Below are 19,537 nucleotides of genomic sequence, written 5' to 3' on the forward strand. Positions count from 1 at the left end.
CGTACCCTTCATATTGGACTAGACCTATTTCCGTATCCGAAGGATGGCATCGAATGAGCAACCAAGCGCTGCTGGAGGTGATCGCCCTCGATGCCCGAGACGCGGTCGCGGCTCAGGCCGGCGGGGCTGACCGGCTGGAGCTGGTCACCGACATGGCCGCCGACGGGCTGACCCCGCCGCGCGAGACCTTCGCGGCGATCCGCGCGGCGGTCGACATCCCGCTGCGCGTGATGATCCGCCGGACGGACGGGTTCGCCGCCGGGCCGGTCGACCTGCTGGTGGAGCAGGCGCGGGCGCTGCGGGCGGAGGGGGCGCAGGAGTTCGTCCTCGGCTTCCTGACCCTGGACGGCAGTCCCGACCTGGCCGCCGTGGAGGCCGTCCTGGCGGAGCTGGAGGGCTGCCGCTGGACCTTCCACCGGGCGCTGGACCGGGCGGCGGACCGCGACCAGGCGCGCAAGGCCCTCGCCGACCTGCCGGGGCTGGACGCCTACCTGACGGCGGGCTCGGCCGACGGGGTCGACGCGGGCCTTCCCGTGCTGCTCTCCGAGGCGGCGCGGCGGGGCGAGCCGGGGTACGCGGCGCGGATCCTGGTCGGCGGCGGCCTCACCCTGGCGCACCTGCCGCGGCTGCGGGCCGCGGGCATCGACGCCTTTCACATCGGCGGGGCGGCCCGGCCGCAGGGGTGGGACGCCCCGGTCTCGGCGTCGGCGGTTGCGCAGTGGCGTACGGCCCTTTCGCAGCCGCTTCGGTGACGGGTGATCAGCCTTCCTGGCAGGCCTTGCTGTTGAGCGCGGCCGCCGCGCCCGCGTTGTAGCCCTTCTCGAAGTTCGGGTCCAGTTGCGTGAGGTTCTGGTTCTGGGGCTTCTTCTTGCAGTCCTCCTTCGTGTCGGCGAGGCCCTTCCTGAAGCCCGCGCGGTACTGGGCCTGGGCGTCCTGCTGTTCGGCCTCCTTGACGGTGCCGCAGCTGACCTTTTCGTCCTGGTTCGAGGCCGTCACCTTGCCGACCGGGATGAATCCGCTGGTGGTGGCCGTCCCGCCGTCGTTGACGGTGACTTCGGCGCTGAACTGGTTGGTCGCGGTACCGCCGAGGAAGGTCATGGTCGTTCCCGGCTGCCCTCCTGAGGCCGTGACGTCGTACTTCCCGGCGGCGTTGGGGGTCTTCTTCACGCTGCACGTCAGGGAAGGCACCGCTGCCGCCTGCGCGGAAGCCGCCAGGAGCGGTGCCGACCCGAGTGCCAGCGAGGACACGACCACAGACGCCAGCACGGCCAGTCGAATACGGGGCTTCATCGTTCGTCCTTCCCTCGGATGGAACATGGAAGAACCGGGCCCGGGGAGGTGTGAACACGTCCATCGTCCTGCCGCCGACCGGCCGTGTCCACCGGAGCTACGGAAAGGCGGGTCCGAGGGCCGCCGGCAACGCGGCGGCGTGCAGGACGTGCAGACCCGAGACGGCACGGGTGAGGCACACGTAGAGGCGGCGCAGGCCGGTGCGTTCGTCGGGTTCGCCGGAGACGATCGCGGCGGGCTCGTCCAGCACCACGTAGTCGTACTCGAGACCCTTCGCCAGCGACGCCGGCACCAGCGTCAGCCGGGCCTCCACCGTCGTCTCCTCGCCCGGCGCCAGATACGGCAGTTCCGCCGCGCGCAGGGCCTCGGCCAGCTCCGGGATCCGGGCGTCGGCCGCGATCAGGCCGATCGAGCCTTCGTGGGCGAGGGACGCGCGGCAGGCGTCCAGGACGGACGCCGTCAGGTCAGGCGTCGGCGCGACGACCAGCGAGCCCGGCGTCTCACGGACCGAGGAGACCGCGGCCAGCCCCGGGGAGATCGAAGGCAGCAGCCGCGAGGCGTACGCGATCACCTCGCGCGGCACACGGAAGCCCGCCGTCAGCTCCTCCAGCGCCGCCCCCGGCTTGCCCAGGTGCGCCAGGGCCTCGTCCCAGCTGCGCGTCGCCCACGGGGTCGTGCCCTGCGCGAGGTCGCCCAGGACCGTTGCCGAGCCCGTCGTGCAGCGCCGGCCCACCGCCCGGTACTGCATCGGCGACAGGTCCTGCGCCTCGTCGAGGACGACATGGCCCAGCGAGTGCGTGCGCTCCACCAGGTCCGCCGCCTCGTCGATCAGGACCAGGTCCGCCGCCGACCACTTGGCCGATTTCACGCTCCGGAACGGCTTGGGCCACAGCAGGAGCTGCTGCTCTTCGTCTGACAGGACGCCCTCCGCGTGCTCCGCCAGGAACTCCGCGTCCGACAGCAGCCGCAGCACCAGCTTCGCCGGCTCCACCGCCGGCCACACCGCCTTGACCGCCGCCTTCACGGCGGCATTGCGGGCCACCGAGTCCTGGACGCGGTCGTCGGGCGCCTCGCCCGCCTGCTCCATCCGTACGAGCACGGTGTGCGCGATCCGCTGCGGCAGCGCGTCGCGGGCGGCGCCGTAGCGGATGTCCCGGTCGAGGAGCTCCGCCACGATCTCCTCGAGCTCGTACGCCGGAACCCGCCAGCGGCGCGAACCGCGCACCACCATCAGCGGCTCGGCGGGCGTGGCGACGTGCGAGCGGACGGCGCGGCGCAGCACCTGCGCCATCCGGGCGTCGCCCTTGACGACGGCGGTCGCGGCGGCGTCGGCGCCGCGGATCTCCAGGCCGTCGCGGGCCACCAGGTCCTCGACGGTGGCCTGCTTGACCTCGAGCTCGCCCAGGGCCGGGAGGACCTGCTCGATGTAGTGCAGGAAGGAACGGTTCGGTCCGATGACGAGCGTGCCGGTACGGGCGAGCCGCTCGCGGTGGGCGTACAGCAGGTACGCGACGCGGTGCAGGCCGACCGCCGTCTTGCCGGTGCCGGGGCCGCCCTGCACGCAGACGGAGCCGGACAGGCCGGAGCGGACGATCTCGTCCTGCTCGGGCTGGATCGTCGCGACGATGTCGCGCATGGGGCCGACGCGCGGGCGCTCGATCTCCTGCTGGAGCAGCTTGCTGACGGCCGCCGCCTCGGCGGGGTCGGAGAGGTGCTCGTCCTCGTACGCGGTGAGCTCGCCGCCCGTGTAGCCGAAGCGGCGGCGCAGCGCGATGTCCTGCGGGTCGTTCTTGGAGGCCCGGTAGAACGGCTGGGAGACGGGCGCGCGCCAGTCGATGACCATCGGGTCGCCGTCGGCGTCGTGGACGTGGCGGCGGCCGATGTAGAACTGCTCGCCCTCCGCGCCTTCGGCGAGCTCGGCGCCGGGTGCGTGCAGGTAGTTGAGGCGGCCGAAGAAGAGCGGGGTGTGGGCGAGGTCGGCCAGCGCCTTGATCCGGTCGTCGATCTGGGCCTGGAGGACGATCGCGTTGACCCAGTTCGCGGTGACGTCGCGGATGTCGAGGGCCTCGACGTCCTCGCGCATGGCGCGGAGAGCGGCGCGGGAGGCGGTGAGGTGGGCCTGCTCGCGGGCGAGGGGGTGGGCGGCCCAGTCGCTGTCACTGTCGCCGTCGTGGTCGTGGTCGATGCCGGTCTCGGGGGCGTGCGCGGACACGGAAATGCCTCCAGCTGCTGATCGGTACGGAACGATGCCCGCCGGTTTCCGGCCGGCGGGCGGCTCTCCCCGAAACGGCGGCGGGAGGCGGCAAGAGCGGAGATTGTAGTCACCGTGCAGGCGGGGCGCGAACGGAATACCGGGGCGGAAGTCCCTCCGGGGCGGGACGTCCGTACGGGTGTCATACCTGGGAGTGTCAGACCTTGGGCAGGGCCACTAGGGGGTGGCATGGGCCCGGAGGAGTAGGCGGGAGGGCCTGCGGTTCCGCCCCCAGGGCGATGTGCCGACCGGGGCGGAAGCGCACCATGGATACATGAGCACCGCAACCTTCACCCCGATCCGGGGCGGCCGCCCTAGCGGCGCCACCGCCACCTCCGACTCCCCTCCCCGCCACGTGGTGGGCAACGCCCTGCGCGCCGCGAAGGTCTTCGCCGCGGCGGCGGTGAGCGTCATCGTCCTGGGCGAATACGGCGAAGACGCCGGCGTCATACGCCGCTGACCAGCGGCCCGGCTGCGCCGCGCAGCGGGCTGGCCGGATAGCGGCGGAGGGGGCGCGGTGATCCACTAGGGTCACGCGCGTGACCCGGAGCCACCATCCCAGCCCCCCGCCGTCGCCCTGGGCCGGCGTGCTGGTCACGGGCCCGCTCCTCGTGCTCGGCGTGCTCGGCATTGCGCTGCGCATCCCGATCGCCGACGGCCTCGTCGACGGGTTCTGCGCCGCCGAGTGGCGCCCTCCCGCCGCGTACCCGCCGTTCGCGGCGATCCTGTTCACACCGGCCGCCTGGCTGCCCGTCGGCGTCCTGAAGGCCGTCTTCGCCCTCGGCAACGCCTGCCTGCTCGCCCTGCTGATCCTGATGTCCTGCCGCCTCGCGGGACTGCGGGCCCGGCCCGGGCCCGTCCTGGCCGCCACCATCGCCGGGCTGTGGGCGGAACCGCTGTTCCAGAGCCTGCTCGCCGGGCAGGTCAACCTGGCGCTCGCCTGCCTGGTCCTGTGGGACCTGTGCCGGCCCCGCGCCGCGCTCGGCAAGGGCTTCGCGCTGGGCACGGCCGCGGGGATCACCCTGACCCCGGCGCTGTTCATCCCGTACCTGCTGCTGACCGGCCGGATCCGGGCCGCGCTGACGGCGCTGGGTGCCTTCGCCGGTACCGCCCTGCTCGGGCTGCTCGTCCTCCCGCAGGCCTCCGCGGAGTTCTGGGCCCGGCACCTGCCCGCCTCCGGCCGGGCCCTGCTGCTGGACTGGCCGCACCTGTGGGTCTGGTCCGTCCCCCTGCTCGCCCTCCTGACCCGGTCGGCGACGTCCTGGCGCCCGGCCCCGAAGCCCGGCCTCGTCCTGGTCCCCGTACGAAGGTCACCCCTCGGGCAGCAGGATGTCCGCGTCGTCGAAGATCCGCAGCACCACGAGCAGCAGGCGCCCGCGCGACACCATGTACTCGGCCACGATCTGTGAGGTCAGCCGGATCTCGCGATCCTGCTCGCCGGGCCCTGTCGACTGGGACAGCTCGGTGTAGGGGGTCGCGCCCGGCACCACGCCCGGAGTCGGTCAGCCGGCCGGTCAGTCGGTCAGTCGGCCGGTCAGTCGGTCGTCAGGAGTTCGTCGGCGTCCATGATCCGGTAGGCGTAGCCCTGTTCGGCGAGGAAGCGCTGGCGGTGCGCCGCGAAGTCCTGGTCGATCGTGTCGCGCGCGACGACCGAGTAGAACCGCGCCTCGTGGCCGTCCGCCTTCGGGCGCAGCACGCGGCCCAGGCGCTGGGCCTCCTCCTGCCGGGAGCCGAAGGTGCCGGACACCTGGATCGCGACCGTTGCCTCGGGCAGGTCGATGGAGAAGTTCGCGACCTTCGACACCACCAGCACGCTGATCTCGCCCTCGCGGAACGCGTTGAAGAGCTTCTCCCGCTGCGCGTTGGAGGTCTCGCCCTTGATGACGGGCGCGTCCAGGTGCTCGCCGAGCTCGTCGAGCTGGTCGATGTACTGCCCGATGACGAGCGTCTGCTCGCCCCGGTGCTTGGCGACGAGCGCCTCGGTGACCTTCCGCTTCGTCGCCGTCGTCGCGCAGAAGCGGTACTTCTCCTCCGTCTCGGCGGTCGCGTACGCGAGCCGCTCCGACTCCGTGAGGTTCACGCGGACCTCGACGCAGTCCGCCGGGGCGATGTAGCCCTGCGCCTCGATCTCCTTCCACGGCGCGTCGAACCGCTTCGGGCCGATGAGCGAGAACACGTCCGACTCGCGGCCGTCCTCGCGGACCAGCGTCGCGGTCAGACCGAGCCGCCGCCGCGCCTGCAGGTCGGCGGTGAACTTGAACACCGGCGCCGGCAGCAGGTGCACCTCGTCGTAGAGGATCAGCCCCCAGTCCCGGGAGTCGAACAGCTCCAGGTGCGGGTAGATGCCCTTCCGCTTCGTCGTCAGGACCTGGTAGGTGGCGATGGTGACCGGCCGGATCTCCTTGCGGGTGCCGGAGTACTCGCCGATCTCCTCCTCCGTCAGCGAGGTCCGCTTGACCAGCTCGTGCTTCCACTGCCGGGCCGAGACGGTGTTCGTGACCAGGATCAGCGTGGTCGCCTTGGCCATCGCCATGGCCCCGGCGCCGACCAGCGTCTTGCCGGCGCCGCAGGGCAGCACGACCACGCCCGAGCCGCCGTGCCAGAAGCCCTCGACGGCCTGCTGCTGGTACGGCCGCAGCGCCCAGCCGTCCTCGACGAGGTCGATGGCGTGCGCCTCGCCGTCGACGTACCCGGCGAGGTCCTCGGCCGGCCAGCCCAGCTTCAGCAGCGTCTGCTTGATCTGCCCGCGCTCGGAGGGGTGCACGGCGACGGTGTCGGGGTCGAGCCGGGCCCCGACCAGCGGGGCGATCCGCTTGGACCGCAGGATCTCCTCGAGCACCGGCCGGTCGGTGCTGGTCAGGACCAGCCCGTGGACGGGGTGCTTGGAGAGGGTGAGGCGGCCGTAGCGCGCCATGGTCTCGGCGACGTCGACGAGCAGCGCGTGCGGGACGGGGTAGCGGGAGAACTCGACGAGCGCATCGACGACCTGCTCGGCGTCGTGCCCCGCGGCCCGGGCGTTCCACAGGCCGAGCGGGGTGATCCGGTACGTGTGGATGTGCTCGGGGGCCCGCTCGAGCTCGGCGAAGGGGGCGATGGCCCGGCGCGCGGCACCGGCGAGCTCGTGGTCGACCTCGAGGAGGAGTGTCTTGTCGCTCTGGACGATGAGAGGCCCGTTCACAAACGTCCCTTTCCTGCGGGGGGTGGCCGCCCGGGCGCGGACGGCCAAACCTCCAGTCTGCCGTATCAGGGGCCCGGTGTCCGGGGCCCTGATCGCCGGAGCCACCCGGGCAGCTGCCGTGTCCGCATTCTCCCGGTCTCGTCGTGGAGCCGCAGGATCTGGGTGAGGAGCTGTTCGTCGCCGGTTTCCCGGAAGGCGGCGGCGGACTCCCGGAACGCGTCCTGCGCCGCGGCCAGGTCGTCGGTGCGCCGCAGGGCGAGGCCGAGGTTGAGCAGGGCCTTCGCCTCGTGGTGGCGCTCGCCCAGCTGCCGGTAGAGGGCGACGGACTCCGTCTGGGCCCGCACCGCGTCCTCGTACCGGCCGCTCAGCTCCAGCGCCGTGCCCAGGTTGGTCAGCGTCATCGCCGCGGTGTACGGATCGCCGGCCCTGCGGCTCGTCTCGACCACCGACGTGAGCGGGGCGATCGCCTCCGAGGGTTGGCCGGCCCGGATCAGGACGAGGCCGAGGTGGCTCTGTGCCAGAGCCGCCATGTGCTCGTCGCCCAGCGATTCCAGGATGTCCCGGGCCCTCGTGAGTCGGTCGATCGCCTCCCGGGGGCCGCGCTCGTCCCGGTCCATGGCGAGGGCCAGCCCGCTGTTCGACAGGGCGAGACCCGCGCTGTGCAGGTCCCCGGTCTCCTCGGCGGCTGCCAGTGCGTCTTCATGGGCCTCGACGGCGGCGCCGTACTGCCCCATGTCCCGCAGCACCATCCCCAGGTTGTTGAGCGCGATGCCCTCGCCCCTGCGGTCGCCGGCCGTCCGGCAGATGGCGATGTCCTCGGCGAAGGCCTCGGCGGCCTCCGGGAGTCTGCGCAGGTCGTGCAGGGCCTTGCCGAGGTTGTTGTACGCCATGCCCCGGGCGCGGGGGTCGGCCTCCGGCGGGTAGCGGTCCAGGGCCTCCCGGAGCATGTCGGCCGCCTCCTCCGGCCGGTTCATCTGCTGGTAGGTCAGGCCGAGATTGGTCAGAGTGGCCGCCGCCGAGAAGGAGTCCCCGTCCTGCTCGTGCAGGGCCAGGGCCTCCCGGTACGAGGCCGACGCGTCGTCGAAGCGGCGCAGCTCGCGCCGGGCCGTGCCCAGGTTGTTCAGGATGCTCGCCTCGGTGTCCCGCAGTACCGGATCGTCCGAGGAGCGGACGGCCACCAGCGCCGCGCCCGCCAGTTCGGCGAACTCGTCGAAGTACCGGCGCAAGGAGTGGAATTCGAGCAAGGACGACTGCAGTCGGACCAGCGCCTCGGGCCGTCCCAGCCCCGGCGCGGCGAGGGCGGCGGCGCGCAGGTTGTGCCGTTCGGCGTCCAGCCAGGCCAGGGCCGCGTCCCGGCCGGGGAAGAGGGGGGCGGGCGGGAGCCCGGCGTCCACGTGGGTGTCGGCGGCGTGCGCGTTGCCCAGGTAGTGCCGGTACAAACGGTCCGTGGCCGCTTCCCGTTCGTGCGGCTCGTCCTCCGCACGGCACAGCTCGTCCGCGTACAGGCGCATCAGGTCGTGCATCCGCCAGCGCCCGTACGAGGGTCCGGGCTCGACGAAGTGCCCGCGGGCGAGGGGCAGCAGCAGCTCCTCCGTGTCCTCGGGCGCCGTACCGGCCAGCCGGGCCACGGCCTCGGTGGCCAGGTCGGGACCCGGGTTGAGGGCCAGCAGCCGGAAGAGCCCGGCCTGGTCCGGCCGCAGGTGCCGGTAGGAGAGGTCGAAGGCCGCGCGGACGGCGAGGTCTTCACGGCTGAGCCGCCCCAGCCGGCGCCGGGCGTCGTTCAGGGCCGTCGCCATGGAGGACAGCGGCCGGGTGGGGATGTCGGCCAGCAGGGCGCTGACGATGGACAGCGCGAGGGGCAGCCGGCCGCAGAGGGCCGCCAGCTCGGCGGCCGCCGCCGGTTCGCCCGCCACCCGGGTGTCCGCGGGACCCACGACGCTGCGCAGGTTCCGTCCGATGAGTTCCACCGCAGCCTGCTGCCCGAGCACGGACAGGTCCAGCACGCGGGCCCCGAGGTCGCTCAGGGTGTGCCGGGAGGTGATCAGTACGGGGAGGCCCGGATCGCCCGGGAGCAGCGGACGGACCTGGGCGCTGTCCATCGCGTTGTCGAGGACCAGCAGGATCCGCCGCCCTTCTGCCGCGTACGTGGCGAGGACGGACCGGTACAGGGTCGCCCGGCCCTCCACGTCCTCCGGGACGCACTCGTCCGGGACGGCCAGGGCGCGCAGCAGCGAGCCGAGGGCCCGGTGGGGGCCGACCCGCCGCCGCTCGTCGTAGCCGAAGAGGTCGATGAAGAGAACTCCGCCCGGCAGCAGACCGGTTGTGCCGAGTGCGCGATGGGCGACCTGGAGGACGAGTTCGGTCTTGCCCACCCCCGGCAGCCCGGCGATCACCTGACGGGCAGCGGTCGACGACGGGTCCGGCCCGAGCGCCGTGAGCAGGGCGTCCTCCTCCGGCTCCCGGCCCGTGAAGGCGGGGGAAGGGGCGGGCATGCCCGTGAGTGCGGCCGGGATGGTGGCCGGGAGCTGGAGGGTCACGTTGGCGCCCTGCACCACGGTGTTGAAGTACACCCCGCCGCTGATGTCGTTGCGGGTGTGGCTGCCGCGCCTGTCGTCCGTACCGGTCATATGACCAACGGTATGAGTTCGGCCTACGGTCGGGGGATGGATGATCGACTTTGCTTTGTGCCGGACGGGTTCGAGGTGCCGCTCGGGCTGGACGGGGACGGGTTCCGGCTGGAGCCGCTCGGGGAGGCGCACAACGCGCGGGATCTCGCCGCCTGGAGCGGGAGCATCGCGCACGTGCGGGCCACGCCCGGGTTCCAGGGGCGGGGGTGGCCGCCGGTCGAGGGGATGTCCGCCGAGGCGAATCTGGCCGATCTGGCGCGGCACGCGCGGGACTTCGCGGACCGGAAGGGGTTCACGTACAGCGTGCTGGACGGTGACGAGGTCATCGGCTGCCTCTACATCTACCCGGGGAAGGACGCGCCGGAGCGGGTGAGCGTCAGCTCCTGGGTACGGGCCGACCGGGCCCCGCTCGACAAGGTCCTGTACGCCGCCGTCACGCGCTGGCTGGCCGAGGTGTGGCCCTTCGAGGCCGACCGGATCGACTACGCGGCCCGGTGAACGCGGAAGGGGCCCGGCACGTGGTGTGCCGGGCCCCTTCCGGGTGATGCGGGTGATCAGACGCGCGTGGCGCGGCGACGGGCGCCGAGCCAGGCGGCGGCCCCGCCGAGGACGACGAGGGCCGCGGCCAGGCCGGAGTACAGAACGGTGTTGGAGCCGGCGCCGGTCTTCGCGAGGGTGCCCGTGGAGCCGGTGGCCTTGGTGTTGGAGTTGCCGGCGGCGGCGGCGGTGGTGGAGGCGGACGCCGAGGGCGTCGCGCTCGCGGACGGCTGCGTCGTGGCGGACTTGCTCGGGGTCGGCGACGGCGACGTGGACGCGGTGGGCGGGGTGAGCTGGAACTTCGTGTCGGCGCCGGAGAACTCGTAGGTGTTGCCCTCGGCGAGGCCGACACCCGCGTGCAGGGTGACGTCGGTGGCCTTCTTGAAGTCCGTGTTCGGGCCGAACGAGGCCCGCAGGCGCACGATGCGCTCACCGGAGGCCGCGCTGAAGCCCTTCGGGATCGTCGGCAGCATGAAGTTGTAGGGGTCGGCGGTGCTCAGGCCCTCCCACTTGCCGTCGACCTGCGCCCACAGCTGGAGGTTGGGCACCTTGGCGTCGGAGCCGAACTTCAGGTCCAGCCAGGAGTAGAGCGCCGAGTTGAACTCGCCGTCGCCGGTGACCCGGTAGCTCAGGTCCATCTCCCGGCACTGGAGCGCCGGAACGCCCTTGCAGTCGCCGACGTTCTTGAACGAGGTCTCCAGCTTGCCGGCCTTGACCGCCGGGTCCGTCTTGAAGGTCAGCGACGGGGCGCCGCCCTCCGCCACCTCGTTCTGGTAGCTCGTGGCACGCAGCTCGAAGTCGCCGTCGTTGGTCGGGTAGTTCTTGCCGAGGCCGATCGTGACCTTCCAGGTCAGCTTCCCGCCCGCCGGGATCTCGAAGCCCTCCGAGGCCGCCTTGCCCGCCGGGTGGAACATGCCCTGCCACTCGCCGTCCTGCTGCCCGATGGAGGACTCGGTCGCCGGCGCGGTCACGCCCTCGACCTTGAAGGTCACGTCGGTCTGCTGGAGCGGGCTCGCGCCGGCCGGCGTGCCGATCATCCACGGGTGGTACGAGTGGGCCTTGTCCGAGGGGTTGGCGACCGTCAGCTCGAAGGTTTCCGTCGCGCCGCCGCGGGTCAGCGGGCCGCTCGGCGCGGGGGCACCCATCGTGATCTTCAGCGCGTGCAGGTTCTCGGCGGCCGGGGCGGCGTACGCCGACAGCGGCATCAGGACGGTACCGGCGACGGCGGCGACGACGGCGGTGGCGGCCGCGGAGCGGAGGGTGGTGCGGGTGACGGTGCGAGCGGACATGGTGGACTCCCCCCAAGGAATCACGAAGGCAGGCGAGCAGCGCAGAGCGGTGGCAGCCGGCAGAGCAGACGGAAGAGGCGTGCGAGGTGCCGCGGCAGAGCGCCGGTGGCGGGTGGTGCGGGTTTTCGCTCCGGCGCCGGTTCTACTTCCTCGGCCGCTTGCTGCGATGAACTGATCTTCACACATCGCGGATCACCAATCCATCGCCCGTGTGTCACCGCTGTGCAACAGGGACCGGAGGGGCGCTTCAGCCCCTCTGAGCTGCGAAAACGATGCTTCGCATTCCGCTTGTCGCGCTACGGGCCGCTACGCGCCCAAGTGCGCCAGCGGGCCCGCCTCGTACGGGGTCTCCACGGGCAGCAGAGCCCGCGCCGCGGCCTCGTCGCCCGACCGGACCAGGCCGTGGATCTCCCGGGCCAGCGGGGTCACGTCGCGGATGGCGATCGTCCACTCGTCGGCGTACGCGCGCGAGGCCGGCCCGGACAGGCCCAGCTGGAGCGAGCGGTGGGCCAGCGGGTTCAGGTGCAGGTCGCGCTCCGGGTCCCACTGGACGCGGGCGGGGCAGTCGCGCAGGGCCTGCTGCCAGGCCTGCCGGTCGGTGTGCGTGCCGGGTTCGTAGTGGGACAGGCAGGCGTGGCGCAGCGCGTGGTCGAAGCCCTCGCGGGTGATCTCGACGGCCAGCACCGTCTCCTGGTCGGCCTTGGCGGCCCAGCCGCAGCGGTACATCATCCACAGGAACGACGGCTTGATCCACGTCATGCGCTCCCGCTTCCAGGCGGGCGGGAACCGGCCGTCGCGGGCCGCGGGCACGCCCAGCCGGGGCGCGTACGCCTGGTAGACGGTGACGGTGGTGTCGGTGTGGGCCGCGCGGATCTGCCGGTCCGGGACCGGTAGCGGCCTCTTCGTTTCCTGCATGAGGCCAGGGTGCGGGGTGGAAACCCCGCGCTGCGAGCCGTTTTCCACCGGCGGACCGCGCTACAGGTGCTCCTCCGCCAGTTCCGCGACCCCCGTGATCCGGTGCAGCGCGTACGTCCGGACCTCGTCCGCCGTGTGGTCGTACCCCGTGACGAAGCCGCCCTCGACCCGCACCGGGTCGATGACCCGCTGGCTCGCCGCGCCGTCCGCGTTCACGTACCCGATCCACACCGCCGAGCCGGTCAGCGCGGCCGCCTGCACCGTGGCCAGGGTCTCCGCCGGGCTCGTGCGCGGGAGTTCGCCCGGGACGGCGGATGCCGCGACCGGCTCCTTGCGCACCGCCGTCGCCGCCAGGTCGCCCGCGCGGATGGCCCGTACGGCCGCCCCCAGCAGCGTCGGGTCCGGTACCGGCGGGCCGTCCGGCACCGGGACCGGCGCCGAACGCGCCGGGGTGCGGTGGGCGTCGGCCCGCGCGACCAGCACGTCGCCGGTACGGGACTCCGCGGCCGGCGCGTAGCCCATCGCCCGCAACCCGTCGAGCAGCGCGCCCGGTTCGGCCTGCGCCGCCAGGACGGTCGGGGCGAGGCGCCGCAGGCCCAGCCCGGCGGACCGCTTGTCGGCCAGGATCTCGTTCAGCATGCTGTCGTCGTCGCAGCGCACGTACGAGGACGCCGCGCCGACCCGCAGGTGCCCGTGCCGCCGGGCCACGTCGTCGATCAGGTAGGCCAGTGGCTGCGGGACCGGGGTGATGCTGTGCTCGGCGAGGAAGGCGTGCAGGTCGGAGGCGGTCCGCCCGGAGTCCAGGGACCGGCGTACCGAGCCGGGCGTGAAGCGGTAGACGGTCGCCCCGCCCTTGGACTCCACGTCCGCGAGCACGGCCAGCACATCGCCCAGCTCCCGGCGCAGCGGCCCGGGCGCCACCGCCGTCAGGTCGGCCTGGAGCAGTACGTGGTCCACGGGCTCCGGAAGCAGCGGTGCCAGCAGCGGCGCCGGGTCGCGGTGCTCCAGCAGCGCGCGGCCGTGCGCGGCGAGCGCGCCGCGGCCGGTGACGCCGAGCACCTCGGCCTCGGTCAGCGTCCACTGCGCGAGGCGGGCGCGCAGCCCGCTCGTCCCCCGTACGGGGCGCTCCCAGGCGAGCCGGGCGAGGAGGGCGTCCGGGGCGGCGGAGCCGCCCTCGGGCAGGGCGGCGAGGAGTTCGAGGACGCGCCGGCGCACCTCGGGGGCGGCGGAGCGGTCGAGTTCGGGGCCCAGCACGGACAGGGTGCGGCCCTTGGAGTCCTGATCGCCGACCAGGCCGGCGGTGCGGGTGGCCGGCAGCCAGGCCGCGGCCAGGGCCGACCACTGCTCGGCGGGCGGGAGTTCGAGCCAGTCGTCGAAGGCGGGGGTGGGCGCGTACCGCTCGTCCGCCTCCCCGTCGCTGGCCAGCAGCCCGGCCGCGTAGGCGAGTTCGATCCAGAACGCGGCCGTCGCCTCGGTGGCGTCGAGGGTGGCCGCGGTCCGCTTCAGGTCGCGTACGGACAGCCCGCCGGCCCGCAGCACCGGCGGCCCGGTGTGCTCCCAGGACTTCACCAGCTCCTCGACGGTGGACAGCGCGGCCAGCGCCTGGCCGGCCGCATTGGCGTCCACAAGCTGTGGACGGTGCTCGCGGTCCGCGGGCACCGCAGGGGCCACCGGCTCCGTCACCCGGTGCGCGAGGCCGCCGCGCAGGTGCAGCGCCACCTCGCGGGGCAGTACGACGGTCCGCGCCGACGCCGGGAGCAGCAGCCCGTGGTCGCGCAGCCAGCGCACGGGCGCGGTCGGGTTCGGCGTGACCTCCCCGTACGGCGGCCCCCACACGAGCCGGCCGAGTACCTGGTGGGCCTCCGCCGGAGCCTCGTCCAGCAGCGCCGACATCCGCTCCGGATCGGCGAACAGGCCGGTCAGCGCGGTCACGGCGGACACCGGGTCGTGCGTGGCGGGCAGCCCGGCGGCGGCCACGATCTCCTGGACCCGGGTCGGCGACATCCCGGCGGTGGCCTCGGCGACGGTCGGGCCGAGGCCCGTGGGGGAGGGTCGGCCGGCGGACGGCGCGAGCAGTTCGCGGGCGGTGCGGACCAGCCGGAGCCGCTCGTCGTCGCCCCAGACCAGCGCCTGGTCGCGCAGGGTGGCCAGGGCGCGCGGGAGTTCGGCGCGGGCGCCGTTGTCCTCGCCCGTGGAGCCGTGCTCGCCGGCCAGCAGCGACTCCAGCACCGGGTACGGGCACGGGTCCGGGGCCACCGCGAGGGCCTCCGCGGTCTGCAGCGCGAACCGGTCGAGCCGGTCCAGCGCGCGGACCACCGAGGCCCGGGTGCCGGCCCGGGTGGCCAGCTGGGTCATGTCGCCCGGCACCGGGCCGAGCAGGTCGGGGCGGGCGTGCAGCAGGGTGGCGAGCGATGCGTCGTCGCGGGCGCGCAGCGCCTCGGCGAGGGAGCGCGGGGCGCTGCTCGCTGTGGCGCTTCCCGCAGCGCTGCTTGGCTCAGGCACGGTCGCCTCCATGGTCGCGTCGGCCGGTCCCCATCCGGCCAACGGTATCCGCTGCGCCCTCGGCCGCTCCACGGGCGCACGCGCTACCTTTCGAGAGGGTGGTACGGGAGGAGCGGGGCGTGGGGATCGAGAGCGACCATCTGGTCTACGAATATCTGAGCCGGGTCGGGGACTTGGCGCAGCGGCGGCAGCTGTCCTCCGGGGACCGGATGCGGCTGGTGGCGGGGCTGCGGGACGAGATCGACCGTCGGCGCGCCAAGTACGAGCCGGAGACGCCGGCGGCCGTACGCCGCATCCTGGAGCGGATCGGCACGCCGGAGGAGATCCTCGACGGCATGGGCGCGTCCCCCGCCCCGGTGACGCCGGCCGCCACCCCCGACCGGGCACCGGCGGTGCCGACCCAGCGGGGGCCCGGCCGGCTGCGCCGCAAGACGGTGCCGCCGCCGCGCCCGGCGGACGGCGCGCCCGCGCCGCCGCACCTGGCCGGGCTCGACGAACTCGGCTCCGACAGCGGGGCGGAACCCGACTGGTGGCGGGTCGCACCGGGGCCGTACGGCGCCGGGCCGCAGGTGGAGGGCTTCGCGGGCGGGGTGGAGATCCCGGAGCTGTTCAAGGAGCCGGTAGAGGGGAAGCCGGCGCCCGCGGCGGGTCCGGCCGGCGCGGCGGCCGCCGAAGAGACGTCCGGCGTACGGGGCCTCGTCCGGTTCCTGAAGCAGCGCCGGCAGGCCAAGTCGGCCGCGGCCGCGGCGGATCCGCAGAAGGCGCCCGGGGCGGCCGCCGCCCCGCGTCCGAAGCCGCACGCCTTCCTGCTGCTGGCCGCGGTCGTGCTCGTGGCGGGCGCGGTCACCGGGTCCTGGCTGCTGCTGATCGGCGGCTGGCTGCTGGCGTACGCCTCGCGGGTGCTGGGGCCGACGGAGCGCAAGGTGGTCGTGTTCGGGCTGCCGGGGGCCGTGTTCGCGGGCGCGGTGGTGTGGCTCTGGGGCCGGCTCGAGGGGCGCTGGGGGGCGCCGCTCACGGACGAGGGCCTCGGCGGGGTCTTCCAGGGCATGTGGCCCTGGCTGGCCAGGGCCGCGGCCGTCGCCTCCGCGCTCTACCTGGCCTGGCGCTCCCGCCGCCGCTGAGCCGCTACGCGGACGGGCTCCACGGGGACGGGCGCTGACATGTCACCAAATTTCACTGTCTGGTAAGGCGAGGCCAAGTCTACGTTCCCGGCCGTACGCCCCGGCTCGGCACAATGGACGTATGAGCTCCGAGACCCCCAGCGTGCCCGCCGCGTCCGCCCAGCTGACCGTCGGCTTCGACCTCGACATGACCCTCATCGATTCGCGCCCCGGTATCAAGGCCGCCTACCAGGCACTTTCCGCCGAGACGGGCACGTTCATCGATGCGGACGAGGCGGTCACGCGGCTCGGTCCGCCGCTGGACGAGGAGCTCGCGTACTGGTTCCCGCAGGCGGAGATCCCCGCCATGGCCGACCGCTACCGGGAGATCTATCCCACATACGCCATCGAGCCGACGCCCGCGATGCCCGGCGCCCGCGAGGCGATCGAGGCCGTCCAGGCGCTCGGCGGCCGCGCGATCGTCGTCACGGCCAAGCACGAGCCCAACGCCCGGCTGCACCTCGCGCACCTCGGCATCGAGCCGGACGCGGTCATCGGCTGGCTGTGGGCCGAGGCCAAGGCGGGCGCGCTGCGCGAGTACGGGGCGCAGGTCTACGTCGGCGACCACGTGGGCGACATACGCGGCGCCCGTACGGCCGGCGCACTGTCGGTGGCGGTCCCGACCGGCCCGTGCCTCGAGCCGGAACTGCGCGAGGCGGGCGCGGACGTGGTGCTGCCGGACCTCACGGCGCTGCCGCAGTGGCTCGCGGAATACGTCCGCACGCAGACCGTCTGATCCGGCGGGCTAGGCCTGCGAGGCGCGGGCGGCCCGGCGCTGGGCCGCGGCCGAGCGCAGCACACCCGCCGCCGAGATGGCGAAGCCGACGCCCATCAGCATGCAAACGGCCCACGCGTACGACGGGAACGGGTCCGTGTGCAGGAACAGCGGGGCCATCGTCACGAGGGTGGCCACGGCGCCGGCGATGAACACGATGCCGCCCGCGCGCACCAGGCCGTCGCCGGGCCGAGCTTCGTCGGAATGAGGAGTAACAGTCACCCCACCAGGGTAGTTCCCTGGCCGAAGAAGCCGACAGCGCAGCCCACAGCGAAGAGCCGGCGAAGGACCGGGGAACGTCTTGTCACCAGTCGATCGCCCACTAGCCTGGATACAGCGGGTCACCATGACCCGCTGCGCTGTTGTCCGGACCCGCTGTGCGGCGTACCGGACCCCGACGAGCACAAGGACAGAGGACGGACGTGCCTACCGGCAAGGTCAAGTGGTTCAACAGTGAGAAGGGCTTCGGCTTTCTCTCCCGCGACGACGGCGGTGACGTCTTCGTCCACTCGTCGGTGCTCCCGGCCGGGGTCGACGCACTCAAGCCCGGCCAGCGCGTCGAGTTCGGCGTCGTCGCCGGACAGCGCGGTGACCAGGCGCTTTCCGTGACAGTGCTGGACCCGGCGCCCTCCGTCGCGGCCGCGCAGCGCCGCAAGCCCGACGAGCTGGCCTCGATCGTGCAGGACCTCACGACCCTGCTGGAGAACATCACTCCGATGCTGGAGCGCGGCCGCTACCCCGACAGGGTGCACGGCACGAAGATCGCCGGTCTGCTGCGCGCGGTGGCCGACCAGCTCGACGTCTGAGCCCGTACGCACGACGGTGCCCCGGCCTTCGCAAGAGGGCCGGGGCACCGTCGTATCCGCCTGGAACGGCCTTACGGGAAGGCCAGCGCATCCGGTGCGATGGCCGGTACCAGACCCTCGGCCGCGGCCCGCGTCAACAGCCCGCGCACCGCCGCGTACCCGGCATCGCCGAGGTCGGCGGTGAACTCGTTGACGTACAGCCCGATGTGCTGGTCGGCGACGGCCGGGTCCAGCTCCTGCGCGTGGGCGCGGACGTACGGGCGCGAGGCCTCCGGGTCGTCCCAGGCCATCCGCACCGACGTACGGGCCGACTCGGCCAGCGCGTGCAGGGTCTCGGCGCCCAGCGAGCGCTTGGCGATGATCGCGCCCAGCGGGATCGGCAGCCCGGTCGTGGACTCCCAGTGCTCGCCCATGTCGGCCAGGCAGTGCAGCCCGTAGTCCTGATAGGTGAACCGGGCCTCGTGGATGACCAGCCCGGCGTCCACCCGGCCGTCGCGGACGGCCGGCATGATCTCGTGGAACGGCAGTACGACGACCTTGCCGACGCCCTCCGGCAGCACGTCCGCCGCCCACAGCCGGAACAGCAGGTAGGCGGTGGAGCGTTCGCTCGGCACGGCGACGGTCTTCCCGGCCAGGTCCACGCCCGGCTCGCGGGTCAGGCCGCGATCCTTCACCAGCACAAGAGGCCCGCAGCCGCGCCCCAGCGCCCCGCCGCAGGGCAGCAGCGCGTACTCCTCCAGCACCCAGGGCAGCACGGCGTACGACACCTTCAGCACGTCCAGCTCGCCGCGCTCGGCCATGCCGTTGGTGATGTCGATGTCGGCGAAGGTGACGTCGAGGCCGGGCGCGCCCGGGACGCGCCCGTGGGCCCAGGCGTCGAAGACGAAGGTGTCGTTCGGACAGGGCGAATAGGCGATCTTGACCGCCGGATTCGGCTCACGACTCATGTCGGTGCTCTCCCCAATGGACGAGTACGGGCCCCAGGGCGCGGAATCCGGCGGTGAGCGCGGCCAGCGCGTCCCCGATCCGCCAGGCGTCGCGGTCGCGGGGGCCGACGGCGTTGGACACGGCGCGGATCTCCAGCACGGGTAGCCCGTGTGCGGCGGCCGCCTCCGCGACCCCGAAGCCCTCCATGGCCTCGGCCCCGGCGAGCGGATGCCGGGCGGCGAGGAGGGCCGCGCGCTCGGCGGTGCCGGTGACGGTGGAGACGGTCAGCACGGGCGCGAGCAGCGCCCCGGTGGCCTCGGCGGCGCGGGCGGCGAGCTCGGCGGGCGGCAGGTGCACGCTGTGCCCGAAGCCGAGCTGCTGTACGTCGAGGAAGCCGTCGGGGGTCTCGGCCCCGAGGTCGGCGGCGACGACGGCATCGGCGACCACGAGGGAGCCGACGGGGGCGGCGGGCAGGATCCCGCCGCCAATGCCGGCGGAGACGACGAGGGAGTAGTCGGCCAGCGCGAGCGCGGTGGCCGTGGCGGCCGCGGCGGCGGCCGGCCCCACCCCGCCGACGAGCACGTCGGCGGCGAGGCCGGGCAGATCCCGCCGGGAGAGGAGGTACCTGCCGGCAAGGGCGCGCGGCTCCGGTGTCACCGGGTCCGCATGAGGGGTGAGACCGGCGGCGACGGAGTCTGCCTCCGCCGCCACCGCGGTCACGATGAGCGCGCGCACCGTCGGTACGTGGCTACTTGAGCTTGACGTTGTAGGCCCAGACGGCGAGGGGCTTGCCGTCCTCGGCCACCTGGACGATGTTCAGCTTCTTGGAGGACGGGGCCTCGCCCTGGCCACCGGTGGCGAAGAGGTCGGCGCCGGGGAAGCTGCGGTAGGTGTTGGAGGAGGGCTCGGTGATCGGCTGGCCGTCCAGGACTGCCTGCCACCGCTTGCCGTCCTCGACGACTTCCGGCTCGACACCGAGGCGCAGGGTGTCCCCGCGGCCGTACTCGATGGTCTTGGCGTCCTTCATGTCGGTGAGGCACTCCTGGACCTTGTCCATGGAGAGCTCCTTGTCATCGGAGCAGGCGGCCTCGGTGGACACCGACGACGTGCCGACCGTCACGGTCGCCAGCGGCGTCGGCTTGTCGCAGGCGGAGAGGAGGAGGAGGCCGGCGGACACGGCTCCGAGGGCCGCGACGCTGCGGCGGCCCCTACCCGAGAAAAGCGGTGCGGTCATGAGCCGAAGGCTATCGGGCCACCCGGCTCCACCGCCGCACGGGGGT

18 protein-coding genes are annotated in these 19,537 nt (G+C 73.5%); 7 read left to right on the top strand and 11 right to left on the bottom strand.

What is annotated here, in order from left to right; genetic code table 11:
- Positions 1-53 precede the first annotated feature (53 nt).
- Positions 54-752, top strand: a complete 699-nt coding sequence (locus OHT74_RS21915; RefSeq protein WP_328621122.1) for a copper homeostasis protein CutC — start codon at positions 54-56, stop codon at positions 750-752.
- A 7-nt stretch (positions 753-759) separates the two neighbouring features.
- On the opposite strand, the gene OHT74_RS21920 is transcribed toward OHT74_RS21915, so the two are convergent.
- Together OHT74_RS21920 and OHT74_RS21925 are read right to left on the bottom strand one after the other, a co-directional pair.
- The gene (locus OHT74_RS21920) at positions 760-1,290 is read right to left on the bottom strand and encodes a hypothetical protein (RefSeq protein WP_328621123.1); all 531 of its coding nucleotides are present in this window, start codon (positions 1,288-1,290) and stop codon (positions 760-762) included.
- Between the two features lie 97 nt (positions 1,291-1,387).
- Positions 1,388-3,373: a HelD family protein gene (locus OHT74_RS21925; protein WP_328623366.1), complete on the bottom strand. Its 1,986-nt coding sequence runs from the start codon at positions 3,371-3,373 to the stop codon at positions 1,388-1,390.
- Between the two features lie 442 nt (positions 3,374-3,815).
- Between OHT74_RS21925 and OHT74_RS21930 the strand changes: the two genes are divergently transcribed.
- Together OHT74_RS21930 and OHT74_RS21935 are read left to right on the top strand one after the other, a co-directional pair.
- Positions 3,816-4,001 carry a hypothetical protein gene (locus OHT74_RS21930; protein ID WP_030298679.1) on the top strand — a complete coding sequence of 62 codons (186 nt, stop codon included), beginning with the start codon at positions 3,816-3,818 and terminating at the stop codon, positions 3,999-4,001.
- A 79-nt stretch (positions 4,002-4,080) separates the two neighbouring features.
- On the top strand, positions 4,081-4,950 hold the full coding sequence (locus tag OHT74_RS21935; protein ID WP_328621124.1) for a glycosyltransferase family 87 protein: 870 nt from the start codon (positions 4,081-4,083) through the stop codon (positions 4,948-4,950).
- Positions 4,951-5,075: 125 nt separating this feature from the next.
- On the opposite strand, the gene OHT74_RS21940 is transcribed toward OHT74_RS21935, so the two are convergent.
- On the bottom strand, positions 5,076-6,719 hold the full coding sequence (locus OHT74_RS21940) for a DNA repair helicase XPB (RefSeq protein ID WP_266666053.1): 1,644 nt from the start codon (positions 6,717-6,719) through the stop codon (positions 5,076-5,078).
- A 65-nt stretch (positions 6,720-6,784) separates the two neighbouring features.
- Positions 6,785-9,346 carry a tetratricopeptide repeat protein gene (locus OHT74_RS21945; protein ID WP_328621125.1) on the bottom strand — a complete coding sequence of 854 codons (2,562 nt, stop codon included), beginning with the start codon at positions 9,344-9,346 and terminating at the stop codon, positions 6,785-6,787.
- A gap of 36 nt (positions 9,347-9,382) precedes the next feature.
- On the opposite strand from OHT74_RS21945, the gene OHT74_RS21950 reads away from it, so the two are divergent.
- Positions 9,383-9,844 carry an N-acetyltransferase gene (locus tag OHT74_RS21950; RefSeq protein ID WP_328621126.1) on the top strand — a complete coding sequence of 154 codons (462 nt, stop codon included), beginning with the start codon at positions 9,383-9,385 and terminating at the stop codon, positions 9,842-9,844.
- Positions 9,845-9,900: 56 nt separating this feature from the next.
- Here OHT74_RS21950 and OHT74_RS21955 read toward each other — a convergent pair whose 3' ends face one another.
- The 3 genes from OHT74_RS21955 to OHT74_RS21965 all read right to left on the bottom strand — a co-directional run bounded on the left by OHT74_RS21955 (position 9,901) and on the right by OHT74_RS21965 (position 14,601).
- Positions 9,901-11,172, bottom strand: coding sequence for a hypothetical protein (locus OHT74_RS21955; RefSeq protein WP_328621127.1), 1,272 nt, complete (start codon positions 11,170-11,172; stop codon positions 9,901-9,903).
- 306 nt (positions 11,173-11,478) lie between these two features.
- The gene (locus OHT74_RS21960) at positions 11,479-12,087 is read right to left on the bottom strand and encodes a DUF4291 domain-containing protein (protein ID WP_328621128.1); all 609 of its coding nucleotides are present in this window, start codon (positions 12,085-12,087) and stop codon (positions 11,479-11,481) included.
- Positions 12,088-12,147: 60 nt separating this feature from the next.
- A complete protein-coding gene (locus tag OHT74_RS21965) occupies positions 12,148-14,601 on the bottom strand; it encodes a helicase-associated domain-containing protein (protein ID WP_443047722.1) in 2,454 nt (817 codons plus the stop codon).
- Between the two features lie 107 nt (positions 14,602-14,708).
- Here OHT74_RS21965 and OHT74_RS21970 point away from each other — a divergent pair, with 107 nt between their 5' ends.
- A complete protein-coding gene (locus tag OHT74_RS21970; protein ID WP_266666059.1) occupies positions 14,709-15,710 on the top strand; it encodes a hypothetical protein in 1,002 nt (333 codons plus the stop codon).
- 121 nt (positions 15,711-15,831) lie between these two features.
- Positions 15,832-16,485, top strand: coding sequence for an HAD family hydrolase (locus tag OHT74_RS21975; RefSeq protein ID WP_328621129.1), 654 nt, complete (start codon positions 15,832-15,834; stop codon positions 16,483-16,485).
- 9 nt (positions 16,486-16,494) lie between these two features.
- On the opposite strand, the gene OHT74_RS21980 is transcribed toward OHT74_RS21975, so the two are convergent.
- Complete coding sequence (locus tag OHT74_RS21980) at positions 16,495-16,746, bottom strand: hypothetical protein (protein WP_266666061.1); 252 nt, start codon at positions 16,744-16,746, stop codon at positions 16,495-16,497.
- A 200-nt stretch (positions 16,747-16,946) separates the two neighbouring features.
- Between OHT74_RS21980 and OHT74_RS21985 the strand changes: the two genes are divergently transcribed.
- A complete protein-coding gene (locus tag OHT74_RS21985) occupies positions 16,947-17,330 on the top strand; it encodes a cold-shock protein (RefSeq protein ID WP_136225748.1) in 384 nt (127 codons plus the stop codon).
- Between the two features lie 71 nt (positions 17,331-17,401).
- On the opposite strand, the gene OHT74_RS21990 is transcribed toward OHT74_RS21985, so the two are convergent.
- From OHT74_RS21990 to OHT74_RS22000, 3 genes are read right to left on the bottom strand one after another with little or no spacing between them, the layout of a single operon-like run.
- Positions 17,402-18,277: a 1,4-dihydroxy-6-naphthoate synthase gene (locus OHT74_RS21990; RefSeq protein WP_328621130.1), complete on the bottom strand. Its 876-nt coding sequence runs from the start codon at positions 18,275-18,277 to the stop codon at positions 17,402-17,404.
- Positions 18,267-18,992: a futalosine hydrolase gene (locus tag OHT74_RS21995; protein WP_328621131.1), complete on the bottom strand. Its 726-nt coding sequence runs from the start codon at positions 18,990-18,992 to the stop codon at positions 18,267-18,269. Before OHT74_RS21995 ends, OHT74_RS21990 begins: the two co-directional genes overlap by 11 nt.
- 13 nt (positions 18,993-19,005) lie before the next feature.
- The gene (locus OHT74_RS22000) at positions 19,006-19,491 is read right to left on the bottom strand and encodes a DUF2771 domain-containing protein (RefSeq protein WP_266666064.1); all 486 of its coding nucleotides are present in this window, start codon (positions 19,489-19,491) and stop codon (positions 19,006-19,008) included.
- Between the last annotated feature and the right edge of the window lie 46 nt (positions 19,492-19,537).

The sequence above is a fragment of the Streptomyces sp. NBC_00354 genome, from assembly GCF_036106915.1.
In the GTDB taxonomy this organism is placed as follows: Bacteria; Actinomycetota; Actinomycetes; order Streptomycetales; family Streptomycetaceae; genus Streptomyces.

Coding starts and splice junctions, on each gene's coding strand:
- OHT74_RS22000 (WP_266666064.1), bottom strand. CDS start 19,491: ATGACCGCACCGCTTTTCTCGGGTAGGGGCCGCCGCAGCGTCGCGGCC.
- OHT74_RS21920 (WP_328621123.1), bottom strand. CDS start 1,290: ATGAAGCCCCGTATTCGACTGGCCGTGCTGGCGTCTGTGGTCGTGTCC.
- OHT74_RS21930 (WP_030298679.1), top strand. CDS start 3,816: ATGAGCACCGCAACCTTCACCCCGATCCGGGGCGGCCGCCCTAGCGGC.
- OHT74_RS21965 (WP_443047722.1), bottom strand. CDS start 14,601: ATGGAGGCGACCGTGCCTGAGCCAAGCAGCGCTGCGGGAAGCGCCACA.
- OHT74_RS21955 (WP_328621127.1), bottom strand. CDS start 11,172: ATGTCCGCTCGCACCGTCACCCGCACCACCCTCCGCTCCGCGGCCGCC.
- OHT74_RS21950 (WP_328621126.1), top strand. CDS start 9,383: ATGGATGATCGACTTTGCTTTGTGCCGGACGGGTTCGAGGTGCCGCTC.
- OHT74_RS21925 (WP_328623366.1), bottom strand. CDS start 3,373: ATGCGCGAGGACGTCGAGGCCCTCGACATCCGCGACGTCACCGCGAAC.
- OHT74_RS21960 (WP_328621128.1), bottom strand. CDS start 12,087: ATGCAGGAAACGAAGAGGCCGCTACCGGTCCCGGACCGGCAGATCCGC.
- OHT74_RS21990 (WP_328621130.1), bottom strand. CDS start 18,277: ATGAGTCGTGAGCCGAATCCGGCGGTCAAGATCGCCTATTCGCCCTGT.
- OHT74_RS21915 (WP_328621122.1), top strand. CDS start 54: ATGAGCAACCAAGCGCTGCTGGAGGTGATCGCCCTCGATGCCCGAGAC.
- OHT74_RS21945 (WP_328621125.1), bottom strand. CDS start 9,346: ATGACCGGTACGGACGACAGGCGCGGCAGCCACACCCGCAACGACATC.
- OHT74_RS21975 (WP_328621129.1), top strand. CDS start 15,832: ATGAGCTCCGAGACCCCCAGCGTGCCCGCCGCGTCCGCCCAGCTGACC.